29 protein-coding genes are annotated in these 26,583 nt (G+C 74.2%); 14 read left to right on the top strand and 15 right to left on the bottom strand.

Translation table 11 applies throughout. The annotated features are described in order from the left end of the window. On the bottom strand, positions 1-1,839 hold a 1,839-nt coding region (locus tag WCD74_RS29385; RefSeq protein ID WP_337698485.1), incomplete at its 3' end, for a DUF222 domain-containing protein. A gap of 147 nt (positions 1,840-1,986) precedes the next feature. Here WCD74_RS29385 and WCD74_RS29390 point away from each other — a divergent pair. From WCD74_RS29390 to WCD74_RS29410, 5 genes are all read left to right on the top strand, one after another. After that, positions 1,987-2,613 (top strand): trimeric intracellular cation channel family protein, encoded by a 627-nt coding sequence (locus WCD74_RS29390; protein ID WP_337698486.1) that lies wholly within the window; start codon positions 1,987-1,989, stop codon positions 2,611-2,613. A gap of 109 nt (positions 2,614-2,722) precedes the next feature. Continuing rightward, a complete protein-coding gene (locus tag WCD74_RS29395) occupies positions 2,723-3,880 on the top strand; it encodes an acyl-CoA dehydrogenase family protein (RefSeq protein WP_337698487.1) in 1,158 nt (385 codons plus the stop codon). 197 nt (positions 3,881-4,077) lie between these two features. Beyond that, positions 4,078-4,812: a GAF and ANTAR domain-containing protein gene (locus WCD74_RS29400; protein WP_337698488.1), complete on the top strand. Its 735-nt coding sequence runs from the start codon at positions 4,078-4,080 to the stop codon at positions 4,810-4,812. A 108-nt stretch (positions 4,813-4,920) separates the two neighbouring features. After that, positions 4,921-5,280, top strand: coding sequence for a hypothetical protein (locus tag WCD74_RS29405; protein WP_337698489.1), 360 nt, complete (start codon positions 4,921-4,923; stop codon positions 5,278-5,280). A gap of 81 nt (positions 5,281-5,361) precedes the next feature. Then, positions 5,362-5,721 (top strand): hypothetical protein, encoded by a 360-nt coding sequence (locus WCD74_RS29410; RefSeq protein ID WP_337698490.1) that lies wholly within the window; start codon positions 5,362-5,364, stop codon positions 5,719-5,721. Here the strand turns inward: WCD74_RS29410 and WCD74_RS29415 are convergent. The 3 genes from WCD74_RS29415 to WCD74_RS29425 form a co-directional block, all read right to left on the bottom strand. Further along, the gene (locus WCD74_RS29415; RefSeq protein WP_337698491.1) at positions 5,665-6,606 is read right to left on the bottom strand and encodes an endonuclease/exonuclease/phosphatase family protein; all 942 of its coding nucleotides are present in this window, start codon (positions 6,604-6,606) and stop codon (positions 5,665-5,667) included. The genes WCD74_RS29410 and WCD74_RS29415 overlap by 57 nt on opposite strands. A 93-nt stretch (positions 6,607-6,699) precedes the next feature. Next, positions 6,700-6,954 (bottom strand): hypothetical protein, encoded by a 255-nt coding sequence (locus WCD74_RS29420; RefSeq protein WP_337698492.1) that lies wholly within the window; start codon positions 6,952-6,954, stop codon positions 6,700-6,702. A gap of 23 nt (positions 6,955-6,977) precedes the next feature. After that, entirely contained in the window at positions 6,978-7,802 is an 825-nt protein-coding gene (locus tag WCD74_RS29425) for an SDR family NAD(P)-dependent oxidoreductase (protein WP_337698493.1), read from the bottom strand. Between the two features lie 38 nt (positions 7,803-7,840). On the opposite strand from WCD74_RS29425, the gene WCD74_RS29430 reads away from it, so the two are divergent. The 5 genes from WCD74_RS29430 to WCD74_RS29450 all read left to right on the top strand — a co-directional run bounded on the left by WCD74_RS29430 (position 7,841) and on the right by WCD74_RS29450 (position 11,165). Next, complete coding sequence (locus tag WCD74_RS29430; RefSeq protein ID WP_337698494.1) at positions 7,841-8,662, top strand: LLM class F420-dependent oxidoreductase; 822 nt, start codon at positions 7,841-7,843, stop codon at positions 8,660-8,662. 2 nt (positions 8,663-8,664) lie between these two features. Then, on the top strand, positions 8,665-9,066 hold the full coding sequence (locus tag WCD74_RS29435; RefSeq protein ID WP_337698495.1) for an NUDIX domain-containing protein: 402 nt from the start codon (positions 8,665-8,667) through the stop codon (positions 9,064-9,066). Positions 9,067-9,165: 99 nt separating this feature from the next. Continuing rightward, positions 9,166-9,585, top strand: coding sequence for a DUF6069 family protein (locus tag WCD74_RS29440; RefSeq protein ID WP_337698496.1), 420 nt, complete (start codon positions 9,166-9,168; stop codon positions 9,583-9,585). A gap of 26 nt (positions 9,586-9,611) precedes the next feature. Continuing rightward, entirely contained in the window at positions 9,612-9,959 is a 348-nt protein-coding gene (locus tag WCD74_RS29445; RefSeq protein ID WP_337698497.1) for a YciI family protein, read from the top strand. A 9-nt stretch (positions 9,960-9,968) separates the two neighbouring features. Then, positions 9,969-11,165 carry an RNA polymerase sigma factor gene (locus tag WCD74_RS29450; protein ID WP_337698498.1) on the top strand — a complete coding sequence of 399 codons (1,197 nt, stop codon included), beginning with the start codon at positions 9,969-9,971 and terminating at the stop codon, positions 11,163-11,165. Between the two features lie 72 nt (positions 11,166-11,237). Here the strand turns inward: WCD74_RS29450 and WCD74_RS29455 are convergent, their stop codons facing one another. The 8 genes from WCD74_RS29455 to solA all read right to left on the bottom strand — a co-directional run bounded on the left by WCD74_RS29455 (position 11,238) and on the right by solA (position 20,276). Further along, positions 11,238-12,023, bottom strand: a complete 786-nt coding sequence (locus WCD74_RS29455; RefSeq protein ID WP_337698499.1) for an amino acid kinase family protein — start codon at positions 12,021-12,023, stop codon at positions 11,238-11,240. Between the two features lie 12 nt (positions 12,024-12,035). After that, positions 12,036-12,848 (bottom strand): amino acid kinase family protein, encoded by an 813-nt coding sequence (locus WCD74_RS29460; protein ID WP_337698500.1) that lies wholly within the window; start codon positions 12,846-12,848, stop codon positions 12,036-12,038. A 182-nt stretch (positions 12,849-13,030) separates the two neighbouring features. Continuing rightward, a complete protein-coding gene (locus WCD74_RS29465; RefSeq protein ID WP_337698501.1) occupies positions 13,031-14,137 on the bottom strand; it encodes a mandelate racemase/muconate lactonizing enzyme family protein in 1,107 nt (368 codons plus the stop codon). Further along, on the bottom strand, positions 14,138-15,070 hold the full coding sequence (locus WCD74_RS29470) for a PDR/VanB family oxidoreductase (protein ID WP_337698502.1): 933 nt from the start codon (positions 15,068-15,070) through the stop codon (positions 14,138-14,140). Positions 15,071-15,102: 32 nt separating this feature from the next. After that, positions 15,103-16,302, bottom strand: a complete 1,200-nt coding sequence (locus WCD74_RS29475) for an NAD(P)/FAD-dependent oxidoreductase (RefSeq protein WP_337698503.1) — start codon at positions 16,300-16,302, stop codon at positions 15,103-15,105. Further along, positions 16,299-17,717 carry an aldehyde dehydrogenase family protein gene (locus WCD74_RS29480; protein WP_337698504.1) on the bottom strand — a complete coding sequence of 473 codons (1,419 nt, stop codon included), beginning with the start codon at positions 17,715-17,717 and terminating at the stop codon, positions 16,299-16,301. The genes WCD74_RS29475 and WCD74_RS29480 overlap by 4 nt, the downstream gene beginning before the upstream one ends. Continuing rightward, positions 17,714-19,099, bottom strand: coding sequence for an aromatic ring-hydroxylating oxygenase subunit alpha (locus WCD74_RS29485; protein ID WP_337698505.1), 1,386 nt, complete (start codon positions 19,097-19,099; stop codon positions 17,714-17,716). The genes WCD74_RS29480 and WCD74_RS29485 overlap by 4 nt, the downstream gene beginning before the upstream one ends. Continuing rightward, positions 19,092-20,276: an N-methyl-L-tryptophan oxidase gene (gene solA / locus WCD74_RS29490; protein ID WP_337698506.1), complete on the bottom strand. Its 1,185-nt coding sequence runs from the start codon at positions 20,274-20,276 to the stop codon at positions 19,092-19,094. Before solA ends, WCD74_RS29485 begins: the two co-directional genes overlap by 8 nt. A 131-nt stretch (positions 20,277-20,407) precedes the next feature. On the opposite strand from solA, the gene WCD74_RS29495 reads away from it, so the two are divergent. From WCD74_RS29495 to WCD74_RS29510, 4 genes are all read left to right on the top strand, one after another. Further along, positions 20,408-21,340: a LysR family transcriptional regulator gene (locus WCD74_RS29495; RefSeq protein ID WP_337698507.1), complete on the top strand. Its 933-nt coding sequence runs from the start codon at positions 20,408-20,410 to the stop codon at positions 21,338-21,340. Positions 21,341-21,353: 13 nt separating this feature from the next. Then, positions 21,354-22,460 carry an alcohol dehydrogenase family protein gene (locus WCD74_RS29500; protein WP_337698508.1) on the top strand — a complete coding sequence of 369 codons (1,107 nt, stop codon included), beginning with the start codon at positions 21,354-21,356 and terminating at the stop codon, positions 22,458-22,460. Beyond that, the gene (locus tag WCD74_RS29505; RefSeq protein WP_337698509.1) at positions 22,457-23,578 is read left to right on the top strand and encodes a mandelate racemase/muconate lactonizing enzyme family protein; all 1,122 of its coding nucleotides are present in this window, start codon (positions 22,457-22,459) and stop codon (positions 23,576-23,578) included. Before WCD74_RS29500 ends, WCD74_RS29505 begins: the two co-directional genes overlap by 4 nt. A 67-nt stretch (positions 23,579-23,645) precedes the next feature. Next, the gene (locus tag WCD74_RS29510) at positions 23,646-24,431 is read left to right on the top strand and encodes a putative hydro-lyase (RefSeq protein ID WP_337698510.1); all 786 of its coding nucleotides are present in this window, start codon (positions 23,646-23,648) and stop codon (positions 24,429-24,431) included. Between the two features lie 3 nt (positions 24,432-24,434). Here WCD74_RS29510 and WCD74_RS29515 read toward each other — a convergent pair whose 3' ends face one another. Genes WCD74_RS29515 through WCD74_RS29525 form a run of 3 tightly spaced genes read right to left on the bottom strand, consistent with a single transcriptional unit; the run spans position 24,435 to position 26,488 of the window. Next, positions 24,435-24,833: a hypothetical protein gene (locus WCD74_RS29515; RefSeq protein ID WP_337698511.1), complete on the bottom strand. Its 399-nt coding sequence runs from the start codon at positions 24,831-24,833 to the stop codon at positions 24,435-24,437. A 56-nt stretch (positions 24,834-24,889) separates the two neighbouring features. Further along, entirely contained in the window at positions 24,890-25,513 is a 624-nt protein-coding gene (locus tag WCD74_RS29520; protein ID WP_337698512.1) for a hypothetical protein, read from the bottom strand. A gap of 30 nt (positions 25,514-25,543) precedes the next feature. Next, entirely contained in the window at positions 25,544-26,488 is a 945-nt protein-coding gene (locus WCD74_RS29525) for an EamA family transporter (RefSeq protein WP_337698513.1), read from the bottom strand. Positions 26,489-26,583: the final 95 nt, after the last annotated feature.

Below are 26,583 nucleotides of genomic sequence, written 5' to 3' on the forward strand. Positions count from 1 at the left end.
GAGCAGGACGTGCTCGAGGTGCCCGTCGGGGTCGTGGAGCAGCACCCGCCACTGGGCGCAGGTGCGGGCCCAGGCGAGGTGGTGGGCGTCGAGGCCGGTCAGGGCGCCCAGGGGCAGGCGGCCGTGGGCCCAGGACAGGCCGAGCACGGTCGCCAGCGGCAGGCGCAGGGTCCGTGGGGCGAAGCTCAGCCCACGCGGGGTCCACCGACTACCGGTCGGTGGGTCGGGAGTCTGCGGGGGCGGCGGATCGGGCGGTGGGTCGCCGGGATGCCACCCCAGCGGCGGCGGCGGATCCGGGTCCTCCGGGGCGTCCGGCTGATCAGCCGGACCGAGGTCGAGGTGGAGCTGGTTCTCCGCCCGCCGGCTGCTCTGGGTCGTCCTCGTGCTTCCTGCGTTGGTGTGGGGCGTGTGGCCCGACACGTCGAGCTCGCCCAGGTCATCGGCGGAGCCGCCGGGACCTCCACGGCCAGAGCCGCTGCCGTGGTCGAAGCCCTGCTCGGGGCCGAGGTCGTCGAGGTCCGGCCCAAGGTCCGGCCCAAGGTTCGAGCCGAACGCTCGACCGTCAGTCGGGCCGTCTGCCGGACCACCGCCATCGGGGCCGTCGCTCACCCCGTCATCAGGCCCCTCGGAGCCGACGCCACCGCCGTCGGCGGGGCTGCCATTCGGTCCCTCGCCAGGCCCGTCCGGCACGCCATCGTCGAGCCGGTCGTCACCACCACCGCCGGGCCCGTCCAGACCGGGGCCGCCGTCCGGACCGGGGCCGCCGTGCGGGCCGGGGCCGTCGTCCGGGCCGGGGTGGTCCGGGCCGCCGTCTGAGGGGCCGCCGTCTGAGGGGCCGCCGTCTGAGGGGCCGCCGTCTGAGGGGCCGCCGTCTGAGGGGCCGCCGTCTGAGGGGCCGCCGTCTGAGGGGCCGCCGTCTGAGGGGCCGCCGTCTGAGGGGTCGCCGTCTGAGGGGTCGCCGTCTGAGGGGTCGCCGTCTGAGGGGTCGCCGTCATCGCTGTCGTCCGGGCCGTCGGGGCCGTTGCCGTGGGGGTTGTGTGGGGGTGGGGTGGTGAGTTCGGCGGTGACGTACTCGACGATCGCGAGGTCGTCGGCCCCGGCGGGGCAGCCGTGCAGCAGCCGCATGAACACCTGCGCGGTCACCCGCCCCACCGCCACGTCCTGCCCCGCCGCCGCGAGCCGGCGCGCGACCTCCTCGGCCAGCGCCTCCACCCGCTCGTAGGCCGGCACCGCCAGCACGGGGTCCAGATCCCAGCCATGGATCTCCACCGCCCCCGACGGCGCGGTCCGCGCGGTCACCCGCGCCCGCGCCACCGCCGCGTTGCGCCGGTTCTCCGCCCCTAGCGGGTCGACGTCCTTGACCGCCGCGGCGATCGCCTGCTCCAGCTCCCACACCCCCAACCGCGGCGCCTCCTCGACCAGCCGATCCACCACCACCTGGGCCTGGGCGTCGGTGACATCGCGCAGCCCGACCACGAACTTGCCGGCCTTGACCTCCTCCAGATCCCCGCCCCGCATCGCCTCCCCGAGCCGCGGCAGCCGCTCCAACGCCCCCTCGGCCAGCTCCAGGCGCGCGGCGGCCATCGACACCGACCACCCCACCGCGACCGCGACCGCCCGCGCGTCCGGCTCACCACGCACCAGCAGATCCGCCCGAGCCCGCGCGGTGTGCCACAGCCACCGCAGCCGCCGCCAGGCGGTGTGGTTCAACCGCGCCTGCCACGCGAGAAGCCCCCGCTCGACGTCCTGCCCGACGCAGTCCGCGGGGTCCCCGAGCGGGACCGGGGGCAGCGGGTCGTCGAACGACCCCACCCCGACATCCTGCTCGGTCACCGTCACGCTTCGAACACTAGTACGAACCCCCGACAGTCACGGCCGCAGAAGCCCAGGACGAGCCCGACCCCGAGATCACGGAATCATCACGATCGCGGCCGTGGCGGCCGCCCACGATCTGCATGACCATGACGCGATGCGCCCGAGGACACCGTGACGACCGCCCTGGTCCTCGACCTCCTCGGCACGTTCGCGTTCGCCCTCAACGGAGCGCTGACCGCCGTCCGGGCCGCCCGGCTCGACATCGTGGGCGTGGTGACCCTGGGCATGATCACCGCTCTGGGCGGCGGCATCCTGCGCGACGTCCTGCTCGGCGCGCTGCCTCCCGCGACCTTCAACGACTGGCGCTACCTCGCCACGGCGGCCGTCGGCGGGCTGGTCGCCTTCGGGGTCAGCGGACGGTTCGACCGGGCGGCCACGCCGATCGCCGTGTTCGACGCCCTCGGACTCAGCCTCTTCGCGGTCACGGGGGCGGCGAAGGCCATGTCGCTCGGCGCCGGGGTCGGGCAGTCGGTGCTGCTCGGCACCATCACCGCGGTCGGCGGGGGGACGATCCGCGACGTGCTCGTCCGCCGGGTGCCGAGCGTCCTGTCCAGCGAGCTGTACGCGATCCCGGCCCTGGTCGGGGCGGCCGTCGTCGTCGTGGCCGCTCGGCTCGGCGACACCGGCACCCTGTGGGCCGTCGTCGGGGCCGGGGCCTGCCTGACGATCCGCCTCCTCGGGATGGGCTTCCGGCTGGACGCCCCGCGGCCACCCGGTGACGGGCGGACCGCAGGCTAGAACGGGAGGGACGCCCGGTGCGTCTCGTGCCGCATCCTCGGACGACCGGTGGGTCCCCCGGTCCCGTGCCAGGATCGGCGTCCCGCCCGCGACGACGAAGGACGTGCCCGTGGACCCCTCCGACTTCGCCGACGTGCTCTCCTCGGTGCGCGAGTTCGTCCGCGAGCAGGTCGTGCCGCTCGAGGACCGGATCGAGGCCGACGACGCCGTCCCGGACAAGCTCCGCGACGCCTGCAAGGCCATGGGCCTCTACGGCTTCGCGATCCCCGAGTCCTACGGCGGCATCGGGCTGTCGATGGCCGAGGAGGTCGAGCTCGCCATGGAGCTCGGCTGGACCACCCCGGCCCTGCGCTCGATGTTCGGCACCAACAACGGGATCGCCGGCCAGGTCCTGCTCACCGGCGGCACCGAGGAGCAGCGCCAGGAGTGGCTGCCGCGGCTCGCGTCCGGCGAGGTCGTCGCGAGCTTCGCCCTGACCGAGCCGGACGCCGGGTCCGACCCCTCCTCGCTCACGACGACGGCCGTCCGCGACGGCGACGAGTGGGTGGTCTCCGGGGCGAAGCGCTGGATCACGAACGCCCCGCTCGCGGACGTGCTCATGGTCTTCGCCCGCACCGACCCGGACGCCGCCCCGGCCCGCGGCATCTCCACCTTCCTCGTCCCGACGGACGCGGCCGGCGTCTCGTTCGGCCCGCACGACGCCAAGATGGGCCAGCGCGGCTCGTGGACCTGCGAGGTCTACCTCGACGACGTCCGTGTCCCGGCGGCTCACCTCGTCGGCGGCGAGGAGGGGCTGCACCGCGGGTTCGCCACGGCCATGAAGTGCCTGGCCCACGGCCGCCTGCACATCGCCGCGCTGTGCGTCGGCATGTCGGCGCGCCTGGTCCACGAGACCGTCGAGTTCGCCTCCGCGCGCGAGCAGGGCGGGCACCTGATCGCGACCTACCAGCTCGTGCAGGGCCTCGTCGCCGACTCGGTCACCGACCTCCACGCCGGCCGCGCCCTCGTGCGCGAGGCGGCGAGGGCCTACGACGACGGGTCGGACAAGGTCACGGGCCCGTCGACGGCGAAGTACTTCTGCTCCGAGGCGGTCGGGCGGATCGCCGACCGCGCGGTGCAGGTGCACGGTGGCTCGGGCTACATGCGCGAGGTCCCGGTGGAGCGCATGTACCGCGACGTGCGCCTCTTCCGCATCTACGAGGGCACCAGCCAGATCCAGCAGGTCATCATCGCGCGCGGCGCGCTGGGGCAGGCGGCCCGCGGCTGAGGTCGGAGCGGGCGGCCCGGGTTCCGCTCTCCTTCGCAACGGGTACAGGCCGTTCGCGACACGGTCGACCTCACGGCCTCCGTCCGACAGTCCCGTTCTTCATGTGCGTCCCCGAGCCGATCGGTCGGCGGGGTGGAACGCAGCGCATGTCGCTTCGTCTCTGCCTCCCGCCCGGTCGACGTCGAGGAGATGCCTCGGTGGACAACGAGGAGATGCTCCGCTGCCTGCGCGTGGCCGCCCGCGAGCTCGCCAGCAAGCGCAGCATCCGCGACCTGCAGCTGACCCTGGCCCATATCGTCGAGGCCGCCGTCGAGACCATCCCGCCCGTCGAGGCCGGCGGCATCTCGCTCACCGAGGACGGCGGCGTCACGTCCCAGCACCCCACGAGCGAGGCGGTGCGCGAGCTCGACGGCCTGCAGAGCCGGTTGCAGGAGGGCCCCTGCATCACCGCGATGATCGACCCGCCCGAGGACGGCATCGTCGTCGCGCTCGACCTCGGTGGGAAGGACGCCGAGCGGTGGCCGGGCTTCGCGCCGACGGCGGTCGAGATGGGCTTGCGGTCCCTGATGTCCACCCAGCTGTCCTCGGAGGGCGGGCCGCGGGCGGCCCTGAACCTCTATGCGGCCGAGCCGGAGGCGTTCGACGCCGAGGCCCGGCTCATGGCCGGGCTCTTCGGGGTGCAGGTCGCGATGCTGCTCTACGGCGCCGAGCAGGCCCGGCACCTGCAGCAGGCGGTGGACAGCCGCGACCTGATCGGGCAGGCCAAGGGCATCCTCATGGAACGGTTCGCACTCGACGACGACGGCGCCTTCCGCATGCTGGTGCGCTCGTCCAAGGACACGAACATGAAGCTCGTCGAGGTCGCCCGCTGGCTGCACGACGAGGCGACGCAGAAGGCGGCCGTCCCCGAGGAGGGACCCCCGGCCCGGTGAGCCGGGCACCCCGCGGGGCGCCGCACGTTTGCCGGTCGTCGCGAGGGCCGATCCGGACGGATCGGTCGACACCGCGGCCGGGAGTCGACGGCGTGGAGGGCACCCCTCGTGCGGCATGCGCTGTCCTTCTCCCTGCGCGACGACGCCGTCGTCGACGACCACGTGCAGCAGAGCGTGCTGTTCCGCGAGATGGTCCAGGGACGGCCCGACTGGCTGACGTGCGTCAGCTACGAGTGCGGGCCCCACCGGCGAGTGCTGGTGATCGACGTCGCGGACCTGGACCGGGTGCGGGCCCTCCCGGCGCTCGCCCGCTACCTGGATCACCTCGCCGAGCGGTGCTCGGAGACGCCCGCCCACGACGTCGACGGTGCCGTCGACCCGGACCCGGCCTACGAGGTCGGGCGGTGGGACCCCGTCCACGACCTGTGGTGCATCCCGTACGGCTGGTGGATCGGCGACGACCGGTGAACGGCCTCCGGGTCGCCGCCACCCACATGTCGCTGTCGGGGGACATGATCGTGACCGTGGGTCATCCGTAACACTCCTGACGTGATCGTCGAAGCCTCCTGCCGCGACCGGTCCGAGCACGCGGAGGACCGGTCGCTCGCCGAGGCCGCGGCCGCCGTCGTCGTCGCCACCGACGCCTGGCTGGAGGGCGGGCTCTGCCCGGCGACCGGCCTCGCCCTGGTGCAGAACGCCCTGCCCCTGACCGCAGGGGACGACGACGGGTCGCGCCTGCAGCGGCGCTCCCACGCCCGCGCCGTCGTGGGGCTCCTGCTGCTGGTCGACGGCGACGGGACGGCCGAGGCGGGCGACCTCGCGGTCCGCCTCCACGCCCTGCTCGACGCGGGGTCAGCCGGTGCAGGGACCGATGGTGGCGACCACCCCGAGATGGTCGGAGCGGGGTAGCCCGAACCGTCGCGGGGCGTCGCCGCACCAGCCGCGGGACACCAGGACGTGGTCGATCCGCAGGAGGAACGGCAGCCAGCTGGTCACCTGGGTCGGTCCGGCCCAGGCGTCCCGCACCACGTCGACCATCCCCGCCCCGTCGACCAGGGACCGGTAGTCGCGGGCGCGGTCGGTCGAGTTGAGGTCCCCCGCGACGACGACCGGACCCGGCGTCGCGGCGACCCGCGCCGCGGCGGCCTGCACCAGCCGGTGGTGCTCGGCGGGAGTGGCCTGGTAGCCGCCGCGGCCGGTGAACCACGGTCGGGGCACGTGCAGGGCGAGCAGGTCGAACGGCACCGGCGCGGCGACCGCGACCCGCAGTCCGGGCAGGTCGGGGCCCGCCGGCTCGAGCAGGCGCACCGGGTAGCGGCTGTAGACCCCGACGTGGCTCTCGGCCATCGTGACCTCGCGGTACGGGTACGCCGGGGCCAGGGCCGCGTCGACCGCGGGGTCGTCCTCGGTGACGACCAGCACGTCGGCGCGGGTCCCGAGCAGGGCGGGCACGGTCGACGTCATGCCGGTGACGTTGGTGGCGGCCAGCCGCACGGCCGCGTCCGGCCGGACCGTGCCGGCGTCCTCCGGGGTCCACGGCACGACGACCGCCACCGTCCCGGCCAGGAGCAGCGACACCGCAGGCAGGACGCCCCGCCGTCGCAGGGACCGTAGGAGCAGGACCACGCCCACGACGACGAGGACGGGCAGCACGATCGCGAGCACGTCGCCGACCAGACCGAGCGGGTCGCGCAGGAGGAACCAGGTCCAGGGCGCCGCGGTGAGCAGCACGACCGGCAGCACGCGCGGCGGCCGGCGGCGGTGCAGCGCCGCGAGCGGGCGCTCACCGGGCACGGTCGATCCTCTCGTTCGGGGTTCCCGCGCGATCCGACCACGCGCGTGTGACCCCCTCGTGACGCCGGGTCGAACGCCGTGGTGTCGGTCGGGTCAGACGGTGCGGGACAGGATCGTGCGGAGGGCGTCGAGGACGGCGAGCGGCCGCTCGTGGACCGGGGTCCGCGGCCACGTCCGCACGAGCTGCTCCCGGAACCGGGCCAGGAGGTCGGCGCGAGCCGGGCCGAGGTCGTCGGACCGGTCGTTGACGGCGTCCAGCAGGTCGATCATCGCGGCGCGCAGCCCCGGGACGAGCTGGTCGAGCACGTCGGTGTCCTCGACCTCATCCGCCCCGTCGTCGGTCCACACCCGGCCAGCGTAGTCCCGGGCCGTCAGCTCGTCGGCCGCGCCGCGGCACCCTGTCGGGCGGCCTTCTCCGGCTCGGACATGCTCCGGTGGTCGACGACCTGCTGCTTCGTGGCCTCGTCCCCGCCGACCACGTGATCGGCGTCCGCGAACAGGGCCTCGACGCCCTGGCGGGCCACCTCGGTGCGGTCGTTCTTCCAGCTGTTGTCGCCGAAGCCGGTGTTGCCCATCCCGGCGTTCGCGTGGAACTCGGAGTCGGTCGCCCCGGGCAGCAGGGCGGTCACGACGATGCCCTCCTCGCGCAGCTCCTCGCGGATCGACTCGGCGAAGGAGAAACCGAACGCCTTCGTCGGTCCGTAGACGGGCTCGTAGGGCGTCGGGGTCGTCGCCGACACCGAGGAGACCACCAGGATGCGACGGTCCCCGTGGTCTGGACCCTGCTCGTGCATGGCGCGCACGACCCGCTTGGCCAGGTGCACGGTGCCGGCGCAGTTGATCGCGATCATGCGCAGCTCGTCGTCCAGGTCGGTCTCGAGGAACGAGGCGCCCCCGACGCCGACCCCGACGTTCAGGCAGGCGACGTTGAGCGGGCGGTCCAGGCCGGCGACGAAGGCCCAGAAGCTCTCGACACCGTCGTAGGTCGCGGCGTCCGCCTGGTGCGGGTGCGCCTCGACGCCGTGATCGGCGGCGAGCGTCCGCGCGGCGTCGTGCACGCGCTCGCTCTGCCCGGAGATCGCGACGTCGTGGCCCCGCGCCGCGAGCTGGGCGGCGAGTTCGTAGCCGATCCCGGAGGACCCTCCGCTGACCAGGGCGAGCGGGCGGTCGGTCGTCGTTCCGTCTCGAGTCTCCACGGTGCGGCGGGTACCCCGACTGCGCGACGATGCTCCTCGTGCAGATCGGGGTCGTGCTGTTCGTGACCGACGAGACCATCGCCCCCGCGGTCCTCGGGCCGGCCCTGGAGGAGCGTGGCTTCGAGTCGGTGTTCGTGCCGGAGCACTCGCACATCCCGGCGAGCCGGGAGAGTCCCGCGCCCGGGGGCGGGGAGCTGCCGCGGCACTTCCACCGCACGATCGACGTGTTCGTGACGCTGTCGGTGCTGGCCGCGACGACGACGGACCTGGTCCTGGGCACCGGGGTGGCCCTGCCCGCCGAGCGCGATCCGATCCACACCGCGAAGCAGGTCGCGAGCCTGGACCTGGTGTCCGGGGGGCGCGCGCTGTTCGGCGTCGGGGCGGGATGGAACCGCGAGGAGGCCCGCGACCACGGCGTCGACCCCCGGCGTCGGGGGAAGGTGCTCGACGAGAAGCTCGCCGCGATGCGGCGGATCTGGACCGAGGAGCTCGCCGAGTTCCACGGCGAGTACGTCGACTTCGGTCCCATGTACTGCTGGCCCAAGCCCGTGACGTCGCCCTACCCGCCGATCGCCGTGGGCGGTGAGAGCGACGCGGCCCTGCGGCGGTTGCGCGATCACGGCGACGTCTGGCTGCCCGACCGCGTCGACCTGGAGACGTTCCGCCGGGTGCGGTCGTGGCTCGCCGACGAGGGCCGGCCCGACCTCCCGTTCACCGTGTTCGGCGCCGACGCGGACACTCTCGACCCGACCGGACTCGGCGAGGTCGGCGTGGACCGGATCGCCTTCTGGGTCGAGTCCGGGCCCGAGCCCGACGTCCTCCGTCAACTCGACGCGATCGCCGCGCGCTGGCTGGACTGAGGATGTTCGAGAGCAGCGCGGCGGGCGGCGTGGTGGTGGATCCGGGCGGGCGGGTGGTGGTCGTGCGGCAGCGGGCCCGGACCTGGTCGCTGCCCAAGGGCCACGTCGAGGACGGCGAGGGCGTGCTGGAGGCGGCCCGGCGCGAGATCCACGAGGAGTGCGGGCTCGCCGACCTGGAGCTGGTGGCCGAGCTCGGCTCCTACACCCGGCTGGGCGTCGGGCGCGGGCTGCCCGAGCGCAAGACGATCACGCTGTTCTGGTTCCGCAGCCCCGAGGCCGTGCTGACGCCGCTCGACCCGTCGAACCCGGAGGCCCGCTGGGTGCCCCGCGACGAGGTGGCGGGCCTGCTCTCGAACCCGGCCGACGGCCGCTTCTTCCGCGACCACGTCCTGCCACTGCTCTGAAGATTTTTCCGGACGCGTGTCGAAACGGGCGGGGGCCCGTTCGACGCCTGGGTGAGAGAGCGGCAACCGAGCCGGTCTCCGGCACCCACGGAGGTCATCATGTCCGTCACCACCGCCACCGACGCCACCACCACCACCACCCGCCCGGGCCTCGGGTCGCTGCTCCTGCACGGCGCCGCGGCCACCGTCGTCGCCGCGGTCGCCACCACGGCCATCGCCGCGCTCGGCCCGGTGGTCGGCGTCAGCACCGACATGGCCGGGCAGCCGATCCCCGCGACCGGGTTCGGGTTCCTGACGGTGATCTTCTGCCTGGTCGGGCTGGTCATCGCCACCGCCCTGCGCCGCTTCGCCCGGACCCCGCGCACCACGTGGATCCGCACCACGGTCGGCCTGACGGTGCTCTCCCTCGTGCCGGACGTGCTGGCCGACTCCACCGTGTCGACCATCATCCTGCTGATGCTGACCCACGTCGTCGCCGCGGCCGTCGTCATCCCCGCCGTCGCGCGCCGGCTGGTCTGATCCCTCCCACGCGAAGGAGCGACGCGATGCACTACCTGCTGGGTGTCCGGTTGGACGAGAGCCTGCCGCAGCCCTCCGAGGAGGAGATGAACGCGATGTTCGCCCGCGTCGGGGCGGTCAACGACGAGATGAAGGCGCGGGGCGTGTGGGTGTTCGCCGGCGGGCTCCTGCCCTCCGACAGCGCCACCGTCGTCCGCGTGGAGAACGGCACGACGACGATGACCGACGGGCCCTTCGCCGAGACCAAGGAACAGCTCGGCGGCTTCTGGGTCCTCGAGCTGGAGAACCTCGACGAGGCCCTCGCCTGGGCGGAGCGTTCGTCGGAGGCCTGCGGTGCCCCCATCGAGGTGCGCCCGTTCGACGGCCTGGCCTGACCCGCCGCCGTGGACCTCACCGCCGTCTACCGGGACGAGTACGGCCGCTGCGTGGCCACCCTGACCCGCCTCCTCGGCGACATCGGGCTCGCCGAGGAGGCCGTGCAGGACGCCTTCGCGGTGGCACTGGAGGCCTGGGCCCGGCCGGGGGAGGGCCCGCCGGACAACCCCGGCGCCTGGATCGTCACCACCGCCCGGCGGCGCGCGATCGACCGCATCCGACGCGAGTCGACACGCGAGCACCGTCATGAACAGACCCTTCTGCTGCACGGCCCGGACGAGAGCGAGGAGGTGGGACCGGTGCGCGACGACCAGCTGCGGCTGATCTTCACCTGCTGCCACCCCGCCCTGTCCCCGCTCGCCCGGACCGCGCTGACCCTGCGCCTGCTGGGCGGCCTGGAGGTCCCCGAGATCGCGCGGGCCTACGTCGTGCCGGAGGCGACGATCTCGCAGCGGATCGTGCGGGCCAAGAAGAAGATCCGCGACGCCGGGATTCCGTACCGGGTGCCGGGCGAGGCGGAACTGCCCGACCGCCTGCCGCCGGTGCTCACCGTGCTCTACCTGATCTTCAACGAGGGCTACACGGCGACGGCGGGTCCGCTGCTGCGGACCGACCTGTCCGCCGAGGCGGTGCGTCTGGCGCGGGCGCTGGCCGAGCTCATGCCCGACGAGCCCGAGGTGCTCGGGCTGCTGGCCCTGCTCCTGCTCACCGAGGCCCGACGCCCGGCGCGGGTGGGACCGTCCGGCGAGCTGGTCACGCTGCCCGACCAGGACCGCACGCGATGGGACCCGGACCTGATCGCCGAGGGCCACGACCTCGTCCGCCGCTGCCTGCGCCGCGGCCGCCCCGGGCCCTACCAGGTGCAGGCCGCCATCAACGCCGTGCACACCGACGGCGAGCGCACCGACTGGACGCAGGTGCTCGCGCTCTACGACCAGCTCCTGGCGCTCACCCGGACCCCGATCGTCGCCCTCAACCGCGCCGTGGCCGTCGCCGAGGTGCACGGTCCCGCCGCCGCCCTCGCGGTCGTCGACGCGCTGGACATCCCGGGCTACCACCTGCTGCCCGCGACCCGCGCCGACCTGCTCGTCCGCCTGGGTCGCACCGACGAGGCCCGCGCCGCCTACGGCGAGGCCGTCGCGCTGGCCGGCAACGACACCGAGCAGGCGTTCCTGCAGGGCCGCCTCGCCGGTCTCGCCACCTGACCGCCCCGCGGTGTGCGAGTGGCGCCATCCTGACGTCGGGTGTCAGCAACGGGCCATGGCTGACACCGGGCCTCAGGCGTGGACCACGACTCCCGCGGGCTCGCCGGCCATGGCTCGGCCGATCTGCCCGGTCGTGGTCCCGTCGACGACCCGGACCTCGCGGACGTGCTTGGCCCGCTCGAGCAGCTCCCCGACGACGCGGTCCAGCGGCAGGTCGGCGTCCGTGGTCCGCAGCTCCTTCGCCGACACCCGCTCCGCGCCGGCGAACCGGGCCAGGGCGTCGGCACCCCGGACGTAGGTGACCGATCGCGCGCCGAGGGCGTCCGCGAGCAGCAGGGCGCCCGCGTCCGTCCGGTGCACCGGCAGCTTCGTGTTCGACGAGGTGAACTCGTGCACGCCGTAGGGCGGGTAGCCGTTCGAGACGACGGCCGGGGCGGCGGCCAGGTGGACCGCCAGCTGGCCGGCGACGGCACCGTGCGGCAGGTACGAGACGCCCTCGCTCGCGAGGAGCGCGGCGACCAGGTGCCCGTTCTGCTCCGCCTCGGTCGCGGCCAGCCCGGCCAGGGCGCCGGTCGGCAGACCCAGGTCGAGGCCCACGCCGAGCGCGTGGCGGGCGCGCACCCCGGCGCCCGTCAGGATGAGCATCCGGCGGGACCCGAGCAGCGACCGCAGCTCGTCGACGACGGGCAGCAGCGTCGTGCGGCCGCCGTCGACGACCGTCGAGCCGCCGAGGACGACGACGTCCAGCCAGGGCAGCAGCCGGACCGGGCCGTGTTCGACGTCGGCCGAGCGCACGAGCTCGCGGTCGAGGAGGGTCTGACGCATCAGCGCCGAGGGGACGTCCTTGGTGTCGCTCATGGGTGGTCTCCTCTACGCCGAGATGATGGTGCCGACGTGCTCGCCGGCGAGGGCGGCGGTGATGCGCCCGGGCACCAGCCCGTTCACCACCTGGACGGAGCGCACCCGACGGGCGTCGCGCAGCAGCTCGAGCATGCCGCGCTCCAGCACCAGGTCGGGCAGGTCGCGAGCCAGCAGCTCGTCGACGGTGGTCTCACCGATGAAGCTCGCCGAGGAGTCGTTCTTCGGGTTCGCCGTGTAGAGGCCGTCCTCGTCCTTGATGTAGATCATCTGGCGGCAGCCGTAGGTCTCGGCGACCAGGAAGCAGCCGGCGTCGGTGCGGTAGGGCGGGATGACGCCCTCGGTCGGCACGCGCTGCCACATCCCGTAGGGCGGCATGCCGGCGAAGACCGCGGCGCCGACCTCGGCGACCTGCAGCGGCAGCGAGGCGAACGCGTTCGGCGCGACGACCGGGATGCCGTGACGGGCCAGCAGATAGCCCAGCATCGTGGCGTTCTGCCCGGCCACCGCGGAGCCCACGTCGCTCAGGACGCCGGTCGGCAGGCCCAGCTCGGCCGCGAGTGCGTAGGCGTGCCGGGCCCGGGTCCCGCCGCCGGTGCCGATGAGCAGCTGGTGGTCCTTCCGGGCCGCGAGGAGCTCCTCGACGACGGGCAGCACCGCGGCGGCCCCCCGGTCCATCAGGCTCTGCCCGCCGACCTTCACCACGCTCGCCTCGGGCAGCACGGCGTGGTCGGGGGCGTCGACGCTCGCCGCGGCCAGGGCGGCGTCGTCGAGCGATCGGGTCCGGAGCAGCGACGCCAGGTCGCTGCTGGTCGGGGCGGTCACGACGGGTTCCTCTCCGCCCCCGGATCGTCGAGGGCGGACGCGAATGTAGCGGCGCCGTGCGACCGGTGGTGCCGTGCCGTCACCCCGTCGGAGGGCGGCTGAGCGCGGCGAACCGCAGGCGCGGACCACGGACGGACGGGTCGGCCGCGCGCTCGGTCGCCGTCGGACCCTGGTGACCTGCCTCACCCTCCGTAGGTGGCGACCTCCTCGAGGCGCGTGCGGTCGGGGCGGACGCCGAGCCCGGGCCCCTGCGGGACCGCGATGTGGCCGTCGCGCACCTCGACGGGGTGCTCCGGGTCGAGGTGACCGTCGATCCAGTCGGAGGCGATCCACGTGCCCTCGAGGAGCCGCGGGTCGACCGTGGACGCGACGTGCGCGCACGTCGCGGCAATCACGTCGCCGCCCCACGCGTCGTCGATCGTGTGCGGCACGGACCGCAGCGCGCACAGGTCCCGGACGATCGCCGCCTGCGTCGGCCCGCCGAGCCGGGTGACCTTGAACGAGAAGCCGTCGGCGACGCCGTCCGCGATCGCGCGCAGGACGACGCCGGGGTCGAGCGTGGTCTCGTCCAGGAACACCGGGTGGACCAGGCGGCCGCGCAGGGCCTCCATCTCCTCGACGGTGTCGCAGGGCTGTTCGAAGGTGAACGGGACGTCCGCGCAGAGCCGGTCGAACTGCAGGGCGTGCGCGCCGGTCATCGCCCGGTTCGCGTCGACGGCGAGCCGCGCCCGCCCGCGGACCGCGGCCCACACGGCGCGGACGTTCTCGACGTCGTGGTCGAGGTCGCGGCCGCCGACCTTGAGCTGCACGCGCCGGTACCCCTGGGCGACCCTCGCGGCCGCGCTCGCCGCGCTCGCGTCCGGGTCGCCGACGGTCACCGACCAGTACGACGGCACGTTGTCGACCAGGGCACCACCCAGCAGGGTCGAGACCGGCACGCCCAGCTGCTGGCCGAGGAGGTCGAGCACCGCCGTGTCCAGCGCGGCCTTGGCGTAGCCGTGTCCGGCGAGCAGGCCGTCCATCCGGCGGGCGAGCGCCCGCGGCGAGTCGATCGCGGTCCCGACGAGGCCCGGCGCGATCTGCTCGATCGCGGCGCGGGCGCCGAGCGCGTGGTGGGGCTGGTAGACGGGGCCGAGCGGGCAGGTCTCGCCCCAGCCGCTGCGCCCGTCGTCGGTGACGATCTCGACCAGCGTGCTGTCGAGGGCCTCGACGGTCGTGTGCGACATCCGGTAGGCGCCGCCGACGACCGGCAGCAGGGCCCGGTGGACGTGGATCCGGTCGATCTTCACCTACAGCTCCAGACGCAGTCGGGCGCAGCCACGCTCGGCGCGCGACACGCAGATCATCAGGCAGGTGTTCTCCGCCTGCTCGCCGTCGTCGAGCACCGAGTCCCGGTGCTCGGCGCGACCGTCGAGGATCGGGGTCTCGCAGCTGCCGCAGGTGCCCTCGCGGCAGGAGAAGTCGACCGGCAGGCCGAGCTCCTCGGCGACGGCGAGGATGGTGCTCTCGGCTGGGACGGTCGCGACGAGGCCCGACGTCGCGAACTCGACCTCGAAGGCCTCGTCGGGACCCTCGCTCCCGACCACCTTCGGCGTGAACCGCTCGAGGTGCAGGGCGGCGCGGTCGACGACGAGGTCCTCGACGGCGGCGAGCATCGGCTCCGGCCCGCACGCGTAGACGGGCGTCCCCGGGGTGACCGCGCCGAGGACGGCGGCGAGGGGGAGGAGCCCCTGCTCGTCCTGCGGGACGACCGTGACGCGGTCGCCGTACACGCCGAGCTCGTCGAGGAAGGCCATGGAGCGCCGGGTGCGGCCGCCGTACAGCAGCGACCAGCTCGCGCCCGCGGCCCGCGCCGTCGCGATCATCGCGAGGACCGGGGTGATCCCGATACCGCCGGCGACGAACACGTAGTGCGGGGCCGGGACCAGCTCGAAGTGGTTGCGGGGTTCGGAGACCTCGACGAGGTCCCCGACGTCGAGCTTGGTGCACACGAACTCCGACCCGCCCCGTCCGGCGGGCTCGCGCAGCACGCCCAGCCGCCAGGCGGAGCGGTCGGCGGGGTCGGAGCACAGCGAGTACTGCCGGACGACGCCCTCGTCCACGGTGACGTCGACGTGTGCCCCGGCGGTCCAGGCGGGCAGGTCGTGGCCCTGCGGGTGGGCCAGGGTCAGCGAGACGACGCCGTCGGCCTCGTCGCGGCGGTCACGGACGATCAGTTCCACGGGAACCTCCCTCGGTCGGACGGTGCGGGCGCTCAGCGCATCTGGCCGGCGCCGACGTAGGGGTGCGGGCTGGTGAGCAGCGCCCCCTCGGCGAAGCGGGACAGCCGGAAGTCCGTGGCGGGGATGTCGTCGTCGGAGCTCTTGCCGTCGACGACGAGGTCCGCGACGAGCGTGCCGACGGCGGGCGAGATCTTGTAGCCGTGCCCGGAGAAGCCCGCGGCGACGACGAGGCCGTCGACCGGGGTCTCGGAGACGACCGGGTTGAAGTCGGGCGTGACGTCGTAGCACCCGGCGTAGGTGGATGCGATCGACGGGTTCGCCAGGCCCGGCAGGCGCGTGCCGACCTTGTCCACGGTCACGTCGACGAAGGCCTCGCTCGCCCGGTTCGAATAGCGGTCGGGGTCCGCGGGCTCCAGGACCGACAGGTCCGAGTTGCCGAACAGCAGCTCGCCGGACCGTTCGGACCGGATGTACTGCAGCGACACCAGGTCCGAGAACACCGGGACGGGGCCGAGGTCCTGCCCGGGGTCGATGAGCACGATCTGTTCGCGGTGCACCGTGATCGGCAGCTCGAGGCCGTGCGCGGCGAGCAGCGGTACCGACCACGGGCCGGCCGCCAGGACGACGTGACCGGTCGCGATCCGGCTGCCGTCGGCGAGCTCGACGCCGGTGACGCGGCCCTGCTCGGCGAGGACCGCGGTGACCGTCGTGCCCTGACGCAGCCGGGCACCGGCCCGTCGCGCCGCGCCCGCGTAGGCCTGGGCGGTCTGGTACGCGTCCCCGTATCCACCGCGCGCCTCCCAGGCGAACGCGGCGAACGGCTCGAGGTCGGCCACCGGCCAGAGCTTCGCGACCTCGGCGTGGTCGATGTCCTCGGTCTGCACCCCGACCGCGCGCTGGTCGGCGACGGAGGCCCGGAGCGCGTCGACGTTCTGCGGGCCGACCCCGACGACGTACCCGGTCTGGTGGAAGCCGATGTCGGCGTCGAGCACGTCCCGCGCGTTCTCCAGCACCTCCAGGCTGCGCGCGGCCATCGCGGCCAGCGAGGACACCCCGTAGTGGCTGCGGACGACGCCGGAGGACTTGCCGGTGCCGCCGGAGCCGACGGTGTCGCGCTCGACGACGACGACGTCGGTGACGCCGCGTCGGGTCAGCGCCCAGGCCGCCGAGCAGCCCTCCAGGCCGCCGCCGATGACGACGACCTCGGCCGAGGTGGTGGTCGGGGTGCTCACGGGGCCCTCCTCCGGGCGACGACGGTCTTGCGGGTCAGGTAGCTCTCGAGCGCGACCAGGCCGCGCTCGCGCCCGGTGCCGGAGAGCTTCGTGCCACCGAACGGCACCGCCACCCCGCCGCCGAAGTACTCGTTGATCATCACGTAGCCGGCGTCGACCCGGTCGGCCACGCGCAGCGCCCGGTCGATGTCGGCGGTGTGGATGCCGACCCCGAGCCCGTAGTCGGTGGCGTCGGCCAGCTCCAGGGCCTCGTCCTCGGTCCCGAACTCCAGCACGGCCAGGACGGGCCCGAAGATCTCCTCGCGGGCGATCCGCATCGTCGGGGTGACGCCGGTGAACACGGTGGGCGCGACGAAGTGTCCGGCGGCGGGCAGGGTCTGGGGCGGGGTCGGTGCCTCGGCACCCTCGTCGCGGCCGAGGTCGACGTAGTCGGAGACCCGGCGTCGGTGCTGGGCGGACACCATCGGCCCGAGGTCGGGGTCGTCGAGGCCGACCCCGAGGGTGAGCGCCCCGGCCCGGGCCCGGATGCGCGCGACGAGCTCGTCGGCCACCGCCCGGTCGACCACCAGGCGGGAGCCCGCGTCGCAGTACTGGCCGGAGTTCGCGGTGAACCCGATGACCACCTGGCGGGCGACGTCGTCGAGGTCGGCGTCCGCGAACACGATCTGCGGGCTCTTGCCGCCGAGCTCGGTGACGACCGGGGTGATGTGCTCCGCAGCCGCCCGCAGCACCGCGCGGCCGGTGGCCACCGAGCCGGTGAAGGTCAACGACCCGATGCCCCGGTGGCCGGCGAGGGCCGCCCCGGCCTCCGCCCCGAGCCCCGTCACGACCTCGTAGGTCCCGGCCGGGAAGCCCGCGGCCTCGACGAGCCCGGCGAAGCGCAGGGCCGTGAGCGGCGTCTGCTCGGCCGGCTTGACGACGGCGGTGTTGCCGGCCGCGAGGGCCGGCGCGACGCTGCGGCACAGCATCGACAGCGGCGCGTTCCACGGCACGATGTGCGCGCTGACGCCGACCGGCTCGGGCACCGTGTACGCCAGCGAGCCGGGCCCGAGCGGGATCGTGTCGCCCTGCAGCGTGCCGGCCGCCCCGGCGTAGTAGTCGAGGTAGGCCACGCACCCGGCGACTTCGCCCCGGGCGAGCGAGAGCGGTTTGCCGGAGTCGCGCGACTCCAGCCGCGCGAGCTCCTCGGCGGCCGCGTCGACCTCGGCGGCCAGCCGGCGCAGCGCGCGGCCGCGCTCGAGCGGCGCGGTGTCGCGCATCGCGCGGGTGGCCGTGCGGGCCGCCGCGACCGCCCGGTCGACCTCGACCGCACCCCCGCGGGCGACCTGCGCGATCGTCGTGCCGGTGGACGGGTCCTCGACGGCCAGCGTGCGGCCGTCGATCGCCTCGGTGGCCGGCGGGACGGTCGCCGTCACGGGTCCGGGAACATCCGCGTCATCGTGTCCTCGTCACCCCCGGGGACCCGGTCGACGCCCACCATCTTGTCGATCACCATGTTCTGGAAGCGGTGCAGCGGCTCCTCGAACCGGAAGCACATCCGCCCGCCGCGGTAGGCGGGGTTCTCCAGCCCCTCCTGCACCCGCTCGACGATCTCGAGGTCCTGACGGTTCACCAGGTCCCAGAACTTCGCGAGCTGTTCGATGCCGGCCTCGGCGTCCGGGTCGTCGGCGGCCTCGGGGTGGGTGAGCAGGACGGCGGTCTCGACGGTGCGGTTCGCGGCGACCGGCCGGTTGAACAGCACGAATGCGTGGTTCGGCAGCACGACGAGGGCCGTGGAGGGGAACAGCCAGACGAACCGGCCGCTGTCGGCGTCCTGCTCGCCGAGCGTGCTCAGCGGCGACAGACCGTCCCAGCCGCCGGCCTCGGTGTTGCGCGAGACCGGCGTGGTGCACATCCCGGTGTAGAGCCCCGGGCCCTGCCAGCGGTAGTGGTCGGAGAACTTGGAGACCTGGTTGAGCTCCGGGTGCACCCAGGGCAGGTGGTAGTACTCCATGAAGTTCTCGCCGATGAGCTTGTAGTTCGCGGCGACGTCGTAGATGAGCCGGCGCTGCGCGGTCCACTCGTCCAGCCGGTAGTCGGCGAACCGCTCGGGCAGGTCGCCCAGGGCCGTCGTCAGGGGCTCGGGGTCGGCCGAGAGGTTGACGAACAGGAAGAAGCCCCAGCTGTCGACGGACACCGGGAGCAGCCCGTAGTCGGCCTTGTCGAAGCCCTTGGCCATCTGGTCGAAGATGGTCTCCTCGCCGGCCGGGACGTCGGAGCCCTCGAACAGCGGGGTGCCGAGGCACGCGCCGTCCGTGTCGTAGGTCCAGTTGTGGTACGGGCAGCGGATGCGGTTGCGGTGGCCGACCTCGCGGGCGTCGTTCTCGAGCAGCTTCGTCGCGCGGTGACGGCAGAGATTGTGGAAGCCGCGCAGCTCGCCGTGCCGGTTGCGGGTGATCAGGATCGACCGCCCGGCGACCTCCACGACCACGCAGCGTCCCGGCTTGTCGACGTCGCCGACCAGGCCGACGGCGACCCAGCTGGAGGTGAAGACCTTCTCCTGCTCCTGCGCGAAGAACTCCGGCGAGCAGTAGGCGTCCGGGATCAGGGTCGAGGCGAGGTCCACGGGCAGCCGGGTCCGGGCGTAGGTCTCCTCCACGGTGAACCGGGCCGGGTCGACCGGCCGGGCCGGGAGGGCGGCGTAGGGGTCGGTGGGCCGGTCGACGGTCTCGGTCATCGTCGGGACTCCTTCCAGCGGCGAGGACGGGGTGCGGGTCGGGACCGCGGCGCGCTCGGTGACGAACCAGGGCTCAGACATGGAAGCTGCGCGGGAACGTCGGGTCGGTGAGCGCCGGGCGGTCGATCGCGAAGGCGTCGATCGGGTGCGCGGGGGCGCGGTCGAGCGCGAGGTCGGCGAGCAGCGACCCGATCAGTGCCGCGAACTTGTAGGCGTGCCCCGCGCCGTTGGCGACCACGATCTGCGGGTGGTCGGGCACGCGGTCGAGGATGAAGTTCTGGTCCGGCGGCACCGTGTACAGGCAGGTCTTCGAGTACAGCTCCGGGCCGCCGAACCGTGGCAGGTGGTCGTCGAGGAAGGCGGCGTACCGCTCGCGGCGGACGTCGTCGGGGGCGAAGCTGCGGGAATCGGCGGTCGTCTCCTCGCCGCCCATGTGCTGGCCGAGCTTCGTCGCGACCTCGCCGTAGACCGGGAACCCGTAGAAGTTGTGCGCCCCGTGCCACATGAACACCGGGAACCGGCCCGGCGCGAACTCGGCGAGGTGCGGGGTCGAGTAGTAGGTGACCTGCTCGCGCAGCACCGTGAGCGGCAGCTGCAGGCCGGCGCCGGCGAGCACCTGGTTGGTCCACGCGTCGGCGGCGACGACGACGCGGTCGGCCCGGAACGAGTCGGTGTCGGTCTCGACGACGACTCCCTCGCCGTCGGGCCGGATCGCGCGGACCGGGGTGTTCGCCCGGACGTGCGCGCCGTGCGCCCGGGCCAGGGCGAGGTGCACGGCGTTGGCGCGGGCGGCGTCGACGATCCCGGACTCGGCCTGGTAGAGGGCCTGCTCGCCGCCGGTGAGGCGGAACTGCGGCCAGCGGGCGGTCAGCTCGTCGGCGTCGAGGACCTCGTAGGCGTAGCCGAAGCGGTCGAACATCTCGGTGTAGCCCTCGATGTTGCGCGAGCCGGTCGCCGCCCCCTGCCGGGCCACGCGGTCCTCGATGATCAGGCCGCCGGTGCGGGTGACGATCTGCTGGGCCGACTCGCCCTCCACCTCGTCCCAGGCCTTGTAGGCGGCCGAGGCGAGGGCGGCGTACTGGGGTTGGTGCTGGGCGAGCCGGATGATGCGGGAATGGTCCTGCGATGCGCCGCGGGAGTGGCCGAACTCGAACTGTTCGAGGCCCAGGACCCCGGGTCCGAGCTCGGTGGCGAGGCGGTGGAGCGCGGCGGACCCGAGGCCCCCGCAGCCGACGACGACGGCGCGGTAGTTGTCCATGACGGACTCCAGAACTGTGGTGTGCGAGTGCGGGATGCGGCGCCGTCATCCCGGGTGCACGGCTCAGTGTGGGCAGATCAACTGCTGGCGTCCATCGCAGGTTCGTACACGTGACCTTGTACAGTCCTTACATGATCGATCGTCGGCTGAAGGTCCTCCAGGCGATCGCGCGCCACGGCACCGTCACAGCCGCCGCCGAGGTCTGCCGGTTGACCCCGTCGGCGGTCTCCCACCAGATGCAGGCGCTGGCCCGCGAGCTCGACGTGGTCCTGCTCGAGCCGACCGGGCGCACCGTGCGCCTCACCGCGGGCGCGCACACCCTGCTCGAGCACGCCGCCGCGCTCACGGCCCAGTGGGAACGGGCCCAGGCCGACCTCGCCGCCCACCAGGACCGCACGGAGCTCACTGGCACCCTGCGCGTCTGCGGGTTCTCGACGGCGGCCGCGGTCGTCGCACCGCGCGCCCTCGCGCTCCTGCGCGAACGCCACCCGGGGTTGCGGGTCGGCCTGCACGAGATCGAGCCGGCGCGATCGTTCGACCTCCTGGCCGCGGGGGACACCGACATCGCGGTCGTCGTCGCCACCCCGAGCATCCCGCCCCGGACGGCGCCCGACTTCGAACAGCAGCCGCTGTACCAGGAGCCGCTCGACGTCCTGGTCGGGCCGGACCACGCCCTCGCCGCGCGGAGCTCGGTGTCGCTCGACGAGCTCGCGGGGGACGACTGGGTGATGGGCTCGCCGGGCCGGGCCTACCACCAGCTCGTCACTCTCGCGTGCACGGGCGCCGGCTTCGACCCGGCCGTCGCGCACCACGCCGACACCTGGGACACCGGGGCGGCCCTCGTGGCCCGCGGCTTCGGCGTCGCCCTCGTCCCGCGGCTGGCCGACCTCCCGGCCCACGACGACACCCGCCGCATCCCCATCGCGGGTGCGTCCGTGCCGACCCGGCACGTGATCACGGCGGTGCGCCGCGGGTCCGCCGAGCAGCCGGCGATCGCCGCGGGCCTGGCGGCGCTGCGTGAGGTCCGGCGCTACGAGCTGCCGGAGCTGACCGAGGTCTCGTGAAGCGTCGTACACGGTGACGTGTACGGACCTGCGCTGGACGTGCACGGTCGCGGGGGCGACGATCGGCGGCGTGATCCCGGAGACGATGGCGGCGGTGCTCCTCACCGGGCACGGCGGGCTGGAGCGGCTGGAGTACCGGACGGACGTCCCGACGCCGCGTCCGGCGCCGGGCGAGGTGCTCGTCCAGGTCGCCGCGGCGGGGGTGAACAACACCGACGTCAACACGCGGATCGGCTGGTACTCCAAGGACGGGGAGGACGCCGACGCGACGTGGTCCGGGGTCCCGCTGGCGTTCCCGCGCATCCAGGGCGCAGACGTCGCCGGGCACGTCGTGGAGGTGGGGGACGACGTCGCGCCGGGACGCGTCGGGGAGCGCGTCATCGTGCGCACCATGCTGCTCGGTCCGACCGGCGGCCGGCCCTACGCCTGCTGGACGCTCGGCAGCGAGTGCGACGGCGGGTTCGCGCAGTACGTGGCCGTGCCCGCCTCGGACACCGTCACCGTCGAGAACGACTGGTCCGACGTCGAGCTCGCCGCGATCCCGTGTGCGTACTCCACCGCCGAGAACATGATCCAGCGCGCCGGGCTCGCGGCCGAGCGGGTGCTGGTCACGGGCGCGTCGGGCGGCGTCGGGCTGGCCGCGGTCCAGCTCGCCCGACGCCGGGGAGCGTCCGTCGTCGCGGTCTGCTCGTCGGCCAAGGCCGACGACGTGCGGACCCAGGGCGCCGAGGAGACCCTCGACCGCGACGCCGACGTGCTCGCGGCCCTCGGCCCCCGCTCGGTGGACGTCGTCCTCGACCTCGTGGGCGGACCGTCGACCACCCGCCTGCTCGACGTCCTGCGGCCCGGCGGGCGCTACGCGACGTCGGGGGCGATCGGCGGCCCGCTCGCGGAGATCGACCTGCGCACGCTGTACCTGAACGACCTGTCGATGCTGGGCTGCACCTATCAGGCGGCGTCGGTGTTCACGGACCTGGTGGGCTACGTCGAGCGCAGCGAGATACGACCGGTCGTCTCCGGGGTCTACCCCCTGGCCGAGATCGGCCGGGCCCAGGAGGACTTCCTGACGAAGACCCGCACCGGCAAGCTCGTGCTGGTGCCGCCGGGGTCGTCGTCGTGAGGATCGGGCGCGTCGAGCTGTACGGCGTCGAGCTGCCGTACGCGGGCGGGACCTACCACCTGTCCGGCGGGCGGACCTACGAGTCCTTCGACGCCGCCGTCGTGCGCATCGCGTGCGACGACGGCACCGAGGGATGGGGGGAGAGCACGCCGTTCGGCTCCACCTACCTCGCGGCGCACCCCGCCGGGACCCGGGCCGGCATCGCGGTGCTCGCGCCCGCCCTGCTCGGGCAGGACCCGCGCCGGGTCGAACGGGTCAACGACGTCATGGACCGGACCCTGGTCGGCCACCACGACGCGCGCACCGCGCTCGACGTCGCCTGCTGGGACGCGTTCGGCCGCTCGGTAGGCCTGCCCGTCGCCACCCTGCTCGGCGGGTCCACCGACGTGCCCATGCCACGGATCTCCTCGATCCACGCCGGCGAGCCGGAGGAGATGCGCGCCCGCGTCGCCGACCACCGGGCCCGGGGCTACCGCGCCCACTCGGTCAAGATCGGGGCCCTGGACGCCGAGGGCGGGCCGGCTCACGACGCCGAGCGCATCGCCGCGTCCCTCGCCGACCGGGAACGCGGCGAGTACTTCCTCGTCGACGCCAACGGCGGGTTGACCCCGGAGTCCGCGCTGCGCCTGCTCCGGCTGCTCCCGCCCGGACTGGACGTCGTCCTCGAGGCGCCGTGCGCGTCGTGGCGGGAGACCGTCTCCCTGCGCCGCCGCTGCCCCGTCCCGATCGTGGTCGACGAGCTCGGCCAGCTCGACAGCGACCTCGCCCTCGCCGCGGGGGAGGACCTCGCCGACGGCATCGGACTCAAGGTCTCCAAGGCCGGCGGGCTCACCCCGGGACGGCGGCACCGCGACATCGCCCGGTCCGCGGGCCTGACGGTGAGCGTGCAGGACACCGTCGGCTCCTCGCTCGCCTACGCCGCGATCCTCCACCTCGGCGCGACCGTGCCGCCGCGTCTCCTGCGCGGCGTGCTGGACTGCGAGGAGATGGTCACGGTGCGGACCGCGACGCTCGACGTCCGGGTCGCCGATGCCGGGGTGCTGCCCGGCGACGCGCCCGGTCTCGGTGCCACGGTCGACCCGGAGGTCCTCGGCGACCCGCTCCAGGTCTGGGAGTGACGGATCGTTCAACGATCCCACGAAAAACGCGGTACGCTGGGCCGGTCGCCGACCCCCGGGAGGACCGATGCACGAGGACGTGGGCGCCTACCGGCCCGACGAGGCGCGGGCGCTGTTTCGGGCCGGGCTGCGCACGCCGACCGCCGGGTGGTGCACGGGCCGCACCCAGGCCAACCTCATCGCCGTCCCTCGGGACTTCGCCTACGAGGTGCTGCTGTTCGCGCAGCGGAACCCGAAGCCGTGCCCCGTCCTCGACGTCTCCGAGCCCGGCGCCACGTCGACCGCGATCTTCGACGGCGACCTGCGCACCGACCTGCCCGCCTACCGGGTCTACCGCGACGGCGAGGCGGCCGGCGAGGTCGACGACGTCCGCGAGTACTGGCGCGACGACCTGGTCGCCTTCCTCATCGGCTGCTCGTTCACCTTCGAGGACGCCCTGCTCGCGGCCGGTGTCCCGATCCGGCACCTCGAGCAGGGTCGCAACGTGCCGATGTACCGGACGAGCACCCCGTGCCGCAGTGCGGGCGACCTCGGCGGGCCGCTGGTCGTCTCGATGCGCCCGATCCCGCCGCACCTGGTCGCGACGGCGGTCCGGGTCACGTCGCGCTACCCCGCGGTGCACGGCGCGCCGGTGCACGTCGGTGACCCGTCCGCGCTGGGCATCGCCGACCTCGACCGGCCCGACTTCGGCGATCCCGTCGACGTCCACGACGGCGAGATCCCCGTCTTCTGGGCGTGCGGGGTCACCCCGCAGGCCGCCGTCATGGCGACCCGTCCGCCGCTGGCCATCTGCCACGCGCCGGGACACATGGCGATCACCGACGCGCGCGACGCCGAGCTCGCGGTGCCCTGACGATCAGCCGAAGCGGTGCATCTCCCGGACGTCGCGGTCGGGGATGCGGACCGGGTTGTCCCAGACCGAGTCGTCGACCGCGCCGACCGGCCGTGCGTCGGTGACCGCCAGCCACGTGCCGGCTGCGAAGAAGATCGCGAGGACGGACGTCGGGTCGTCGACCCGCCGGGAGGGCGCGGAGCGGGTCGCGGACGAGCGTCGGGCGGGACGGCGGCCGGTCCGGGCCGCGAGCAGGCCGGACAGGTGCTCTCCGACGGTCGCGGTCCACTCCTCGGCGCCCCGGGCGAACCGGAGCGACCGGAGCCGGTCGGCGGGCGGGGCGGGCTCCGCGCCCGCGAACTCCGCGAGCTCGGCGTAGCGCGCCTCCGCGTCGTCGGCGCCGGGCACGAAGAACTCCGTCACGGGCTCCGACGGTAGCCTCCCGAGGGCCGGGTCTGGCCGGCGTGCGGGGATCGCGTCTACGCCGACGGCGAGTTCGTCCTGCCGTCCTGATCCGGGAGGACCTGGTTCCGCGGCCACGGGCCGGGGCACGGCGATTCATCGCGCAGTTCCGCCGCCCGCTCCGCGAGCCACGCGGGATCGAGGACCTCGGCCGGCGACCACGGCGTCGGGCCCCAGGCGAGCCCGCACTGCTCGGCGGTGGCGGCGACGATCCGGTGGCGGTGGTCGGGGAGGACCTCCGCGGCGACGCGGAGGGCCAGTTCGGCGACGTCGATCGGCCGGGACGGCCGGTTGTCGGGGCCGCGGGTGGTGGACCCGACGAAGAAGTGCACGTGCGGGCGCAGCCCGTTGATCGGGCGGTTCCGGTCCTCGACGATGTGTGTGACCCGGAGCCGGTCGGCTGTCCCATCGGAACCGACGAGGACGCCGACGAGGCCCTGCAGCCGCCGCGCGGTCTCCCGTGCCTGCTCGATGTGGATGCGGCGCAGGACGGCCACCTCGGACGCGCGCCCGGTCGACTCGAGCATCGTCATGAAGAGGGCCAGCGACGTCGGCAGCATCAGCGTGACGTCCGTGGCGTCGTCCGGCGGGAAGCCGGTGACCAGGTCGAACAGCGGCACGGGGTCGGACGTCGTCGTCATCTCACACCCCCCCGCGGCTCGACGGTACGGCTACACCCGCGGTTCCGCCCGCCGGATCAGCACGATCGCGGCGACGATCAGCACCCCGCCGAGCACCTGCGGGCCGGTGGGTCGCTGGCTCACCAGCCACCAGGCGCCGAGGACGGCGAAGAGCACCTCGCTCAGGCCGACGAACGACGCGATCCGCGAGCCGAGCCGGCCGACCGCGGCGATACCGGTGAGGTAGGCGAGTGCGGTGGAGAACGCGGCGACCAGGGCCACGCCGACCCACCAGGGCGCGGTCCACCCGGCGAGCACGATGGGGGCGGCCCGCGCGGTCAGCGGCAGCAGGCCCACGACGCCGACGAGCAGCACGATCCCGCTCCCGACGACGGCGCCGCCCGCGGTGAGCACGAGGGCCCGCGGTCCGTCGTCGGTGCCGTCGACGGCGGCCGAGAGCTGGAAGTAGGCGGCGAGGCAGACGGCCGCGCCGAGGCCCCACAGGACGCCGACGACGTCGACCGCCGCCCCGCGCCAGACCTCCACCACGAGCACCAGGCCCGCGACGGCGAGCGCGGCGCCCCACAGGGTCGCCGGCCGGGGACGGGCGGCGGTCCGCGCCCACGTCCACCCGAGCAGGAGCACCGGCGCGGTGTACTCGATGAGCAGCGCGACCCCGACCGAGAGGCGGTCGACCGCGCTGAAATAGCAGATCTGCGCGCCGGCCAGCGGGACCGCCCCGTAGACGACGACGGCCCGCAGCTCCGGGATCCGCGGCCGCCACCCGCGGGCCAGCACCACGATCATCGGCACCACGAGCAGCAGCGCGGCGCCTCCCAGTCGCCCGAGCACGACGGCGAGGGGCGACCAGCCGACGGCGAGCAGAGCGGCCGCGAACGGTCCCGCGAGCCCGAACGACAACCCGGAGAGCAGGGCGATCGCCAGGCCCGTGCCCGTGCGTCCGCCCTGTCCCGTCCCGACCTCGGCGCGGCTCACGCCGGTGATCGGAACAGGAGAGCGCCCGGCAGGCAAGCGTTGCTACGGCGTGAGCTTGTCCTTCACCTTCTGCAGGATCCCCTCGTCGGACCCGT

This window comes from Actinomycetospora aurantiaca (assembly GCF_037401875.1).
GTDB classification, from domain to species: Bacteria; Actinomycetota; Actinomycetes; order Mycobacteriales; family Pseudonocardiaceae; genus Actinomycetospora; species Actinomycetospora aurantiaca.

Excerpts from the sequence above, each read along its gene's own strand:
- WCD74_RS29455 (WP_337698499.1), bottom strand. The coding sequence starts at position 12,023 with ATGAGCGACACCAAGGACGTCCCCTCGGCGCTGATGCGTCAGACCCTC.
- WCD74_RS29445 (WP_337698497.1), top strand. The coding sequence starts at position 9,612 with ATGCACTACCTGCTGGGTGTCCGGTTGGACGAGAGCCTGCCGCAGCCC.
- WCD74_RS29495 (WP_337698507.1), top strand. The coding sequence starts at position 20,408 with ATGATCGATCGTCGGCTGAAGGTCCTCCAGGCGATCGCGCGCCACGGC.
- WCD74_RS29435 (WP_337698495.1), top strand. The coding sequence starts at position 8,665 with ATGTTCGAGAGCAGCGCGGCGGGCGGCGTGGTGGTGGATCCGGGCGGG.
- solA (WP_337698506.1), bottom strand. The coding sequence starts at position 20,276 with ATGGACAACTACCGCGCCGTCGTCGTCGGCTGCGGGGGCCTCGGGTCC.
- WCD74_RS29440 (WP_337698496.1), top strand. The coding sequence starts at position 9,166 with ATGTCCGTCACCACCGCCACCGACGCCACCACCACCACCACCCGCCCG.
- WCD74_RS29510 (WP_337698510.1), top strand. The coding sequence starts at position 23,646 with ATGCACGAGGACGTGGGCGCCTACCGGCCCGACGAGGCGCGGGCGCTG.
- WCD74_RS29520 (WP_337698512.1), bottom strand. The coding sequence starts at position 25,513 with ATGACGACGACGTCCGACCCCGTGCCGCTGTTCGACCTGGTCACCGGC.
- WCD74_RS29485 (WP_337698505.1), bottom strand. The coding sequence starts at position 19,099 with ATGTCTGAGCCCTGGTTCGTCACCGAGCGCGCCGCGGTCCCGACCCGC.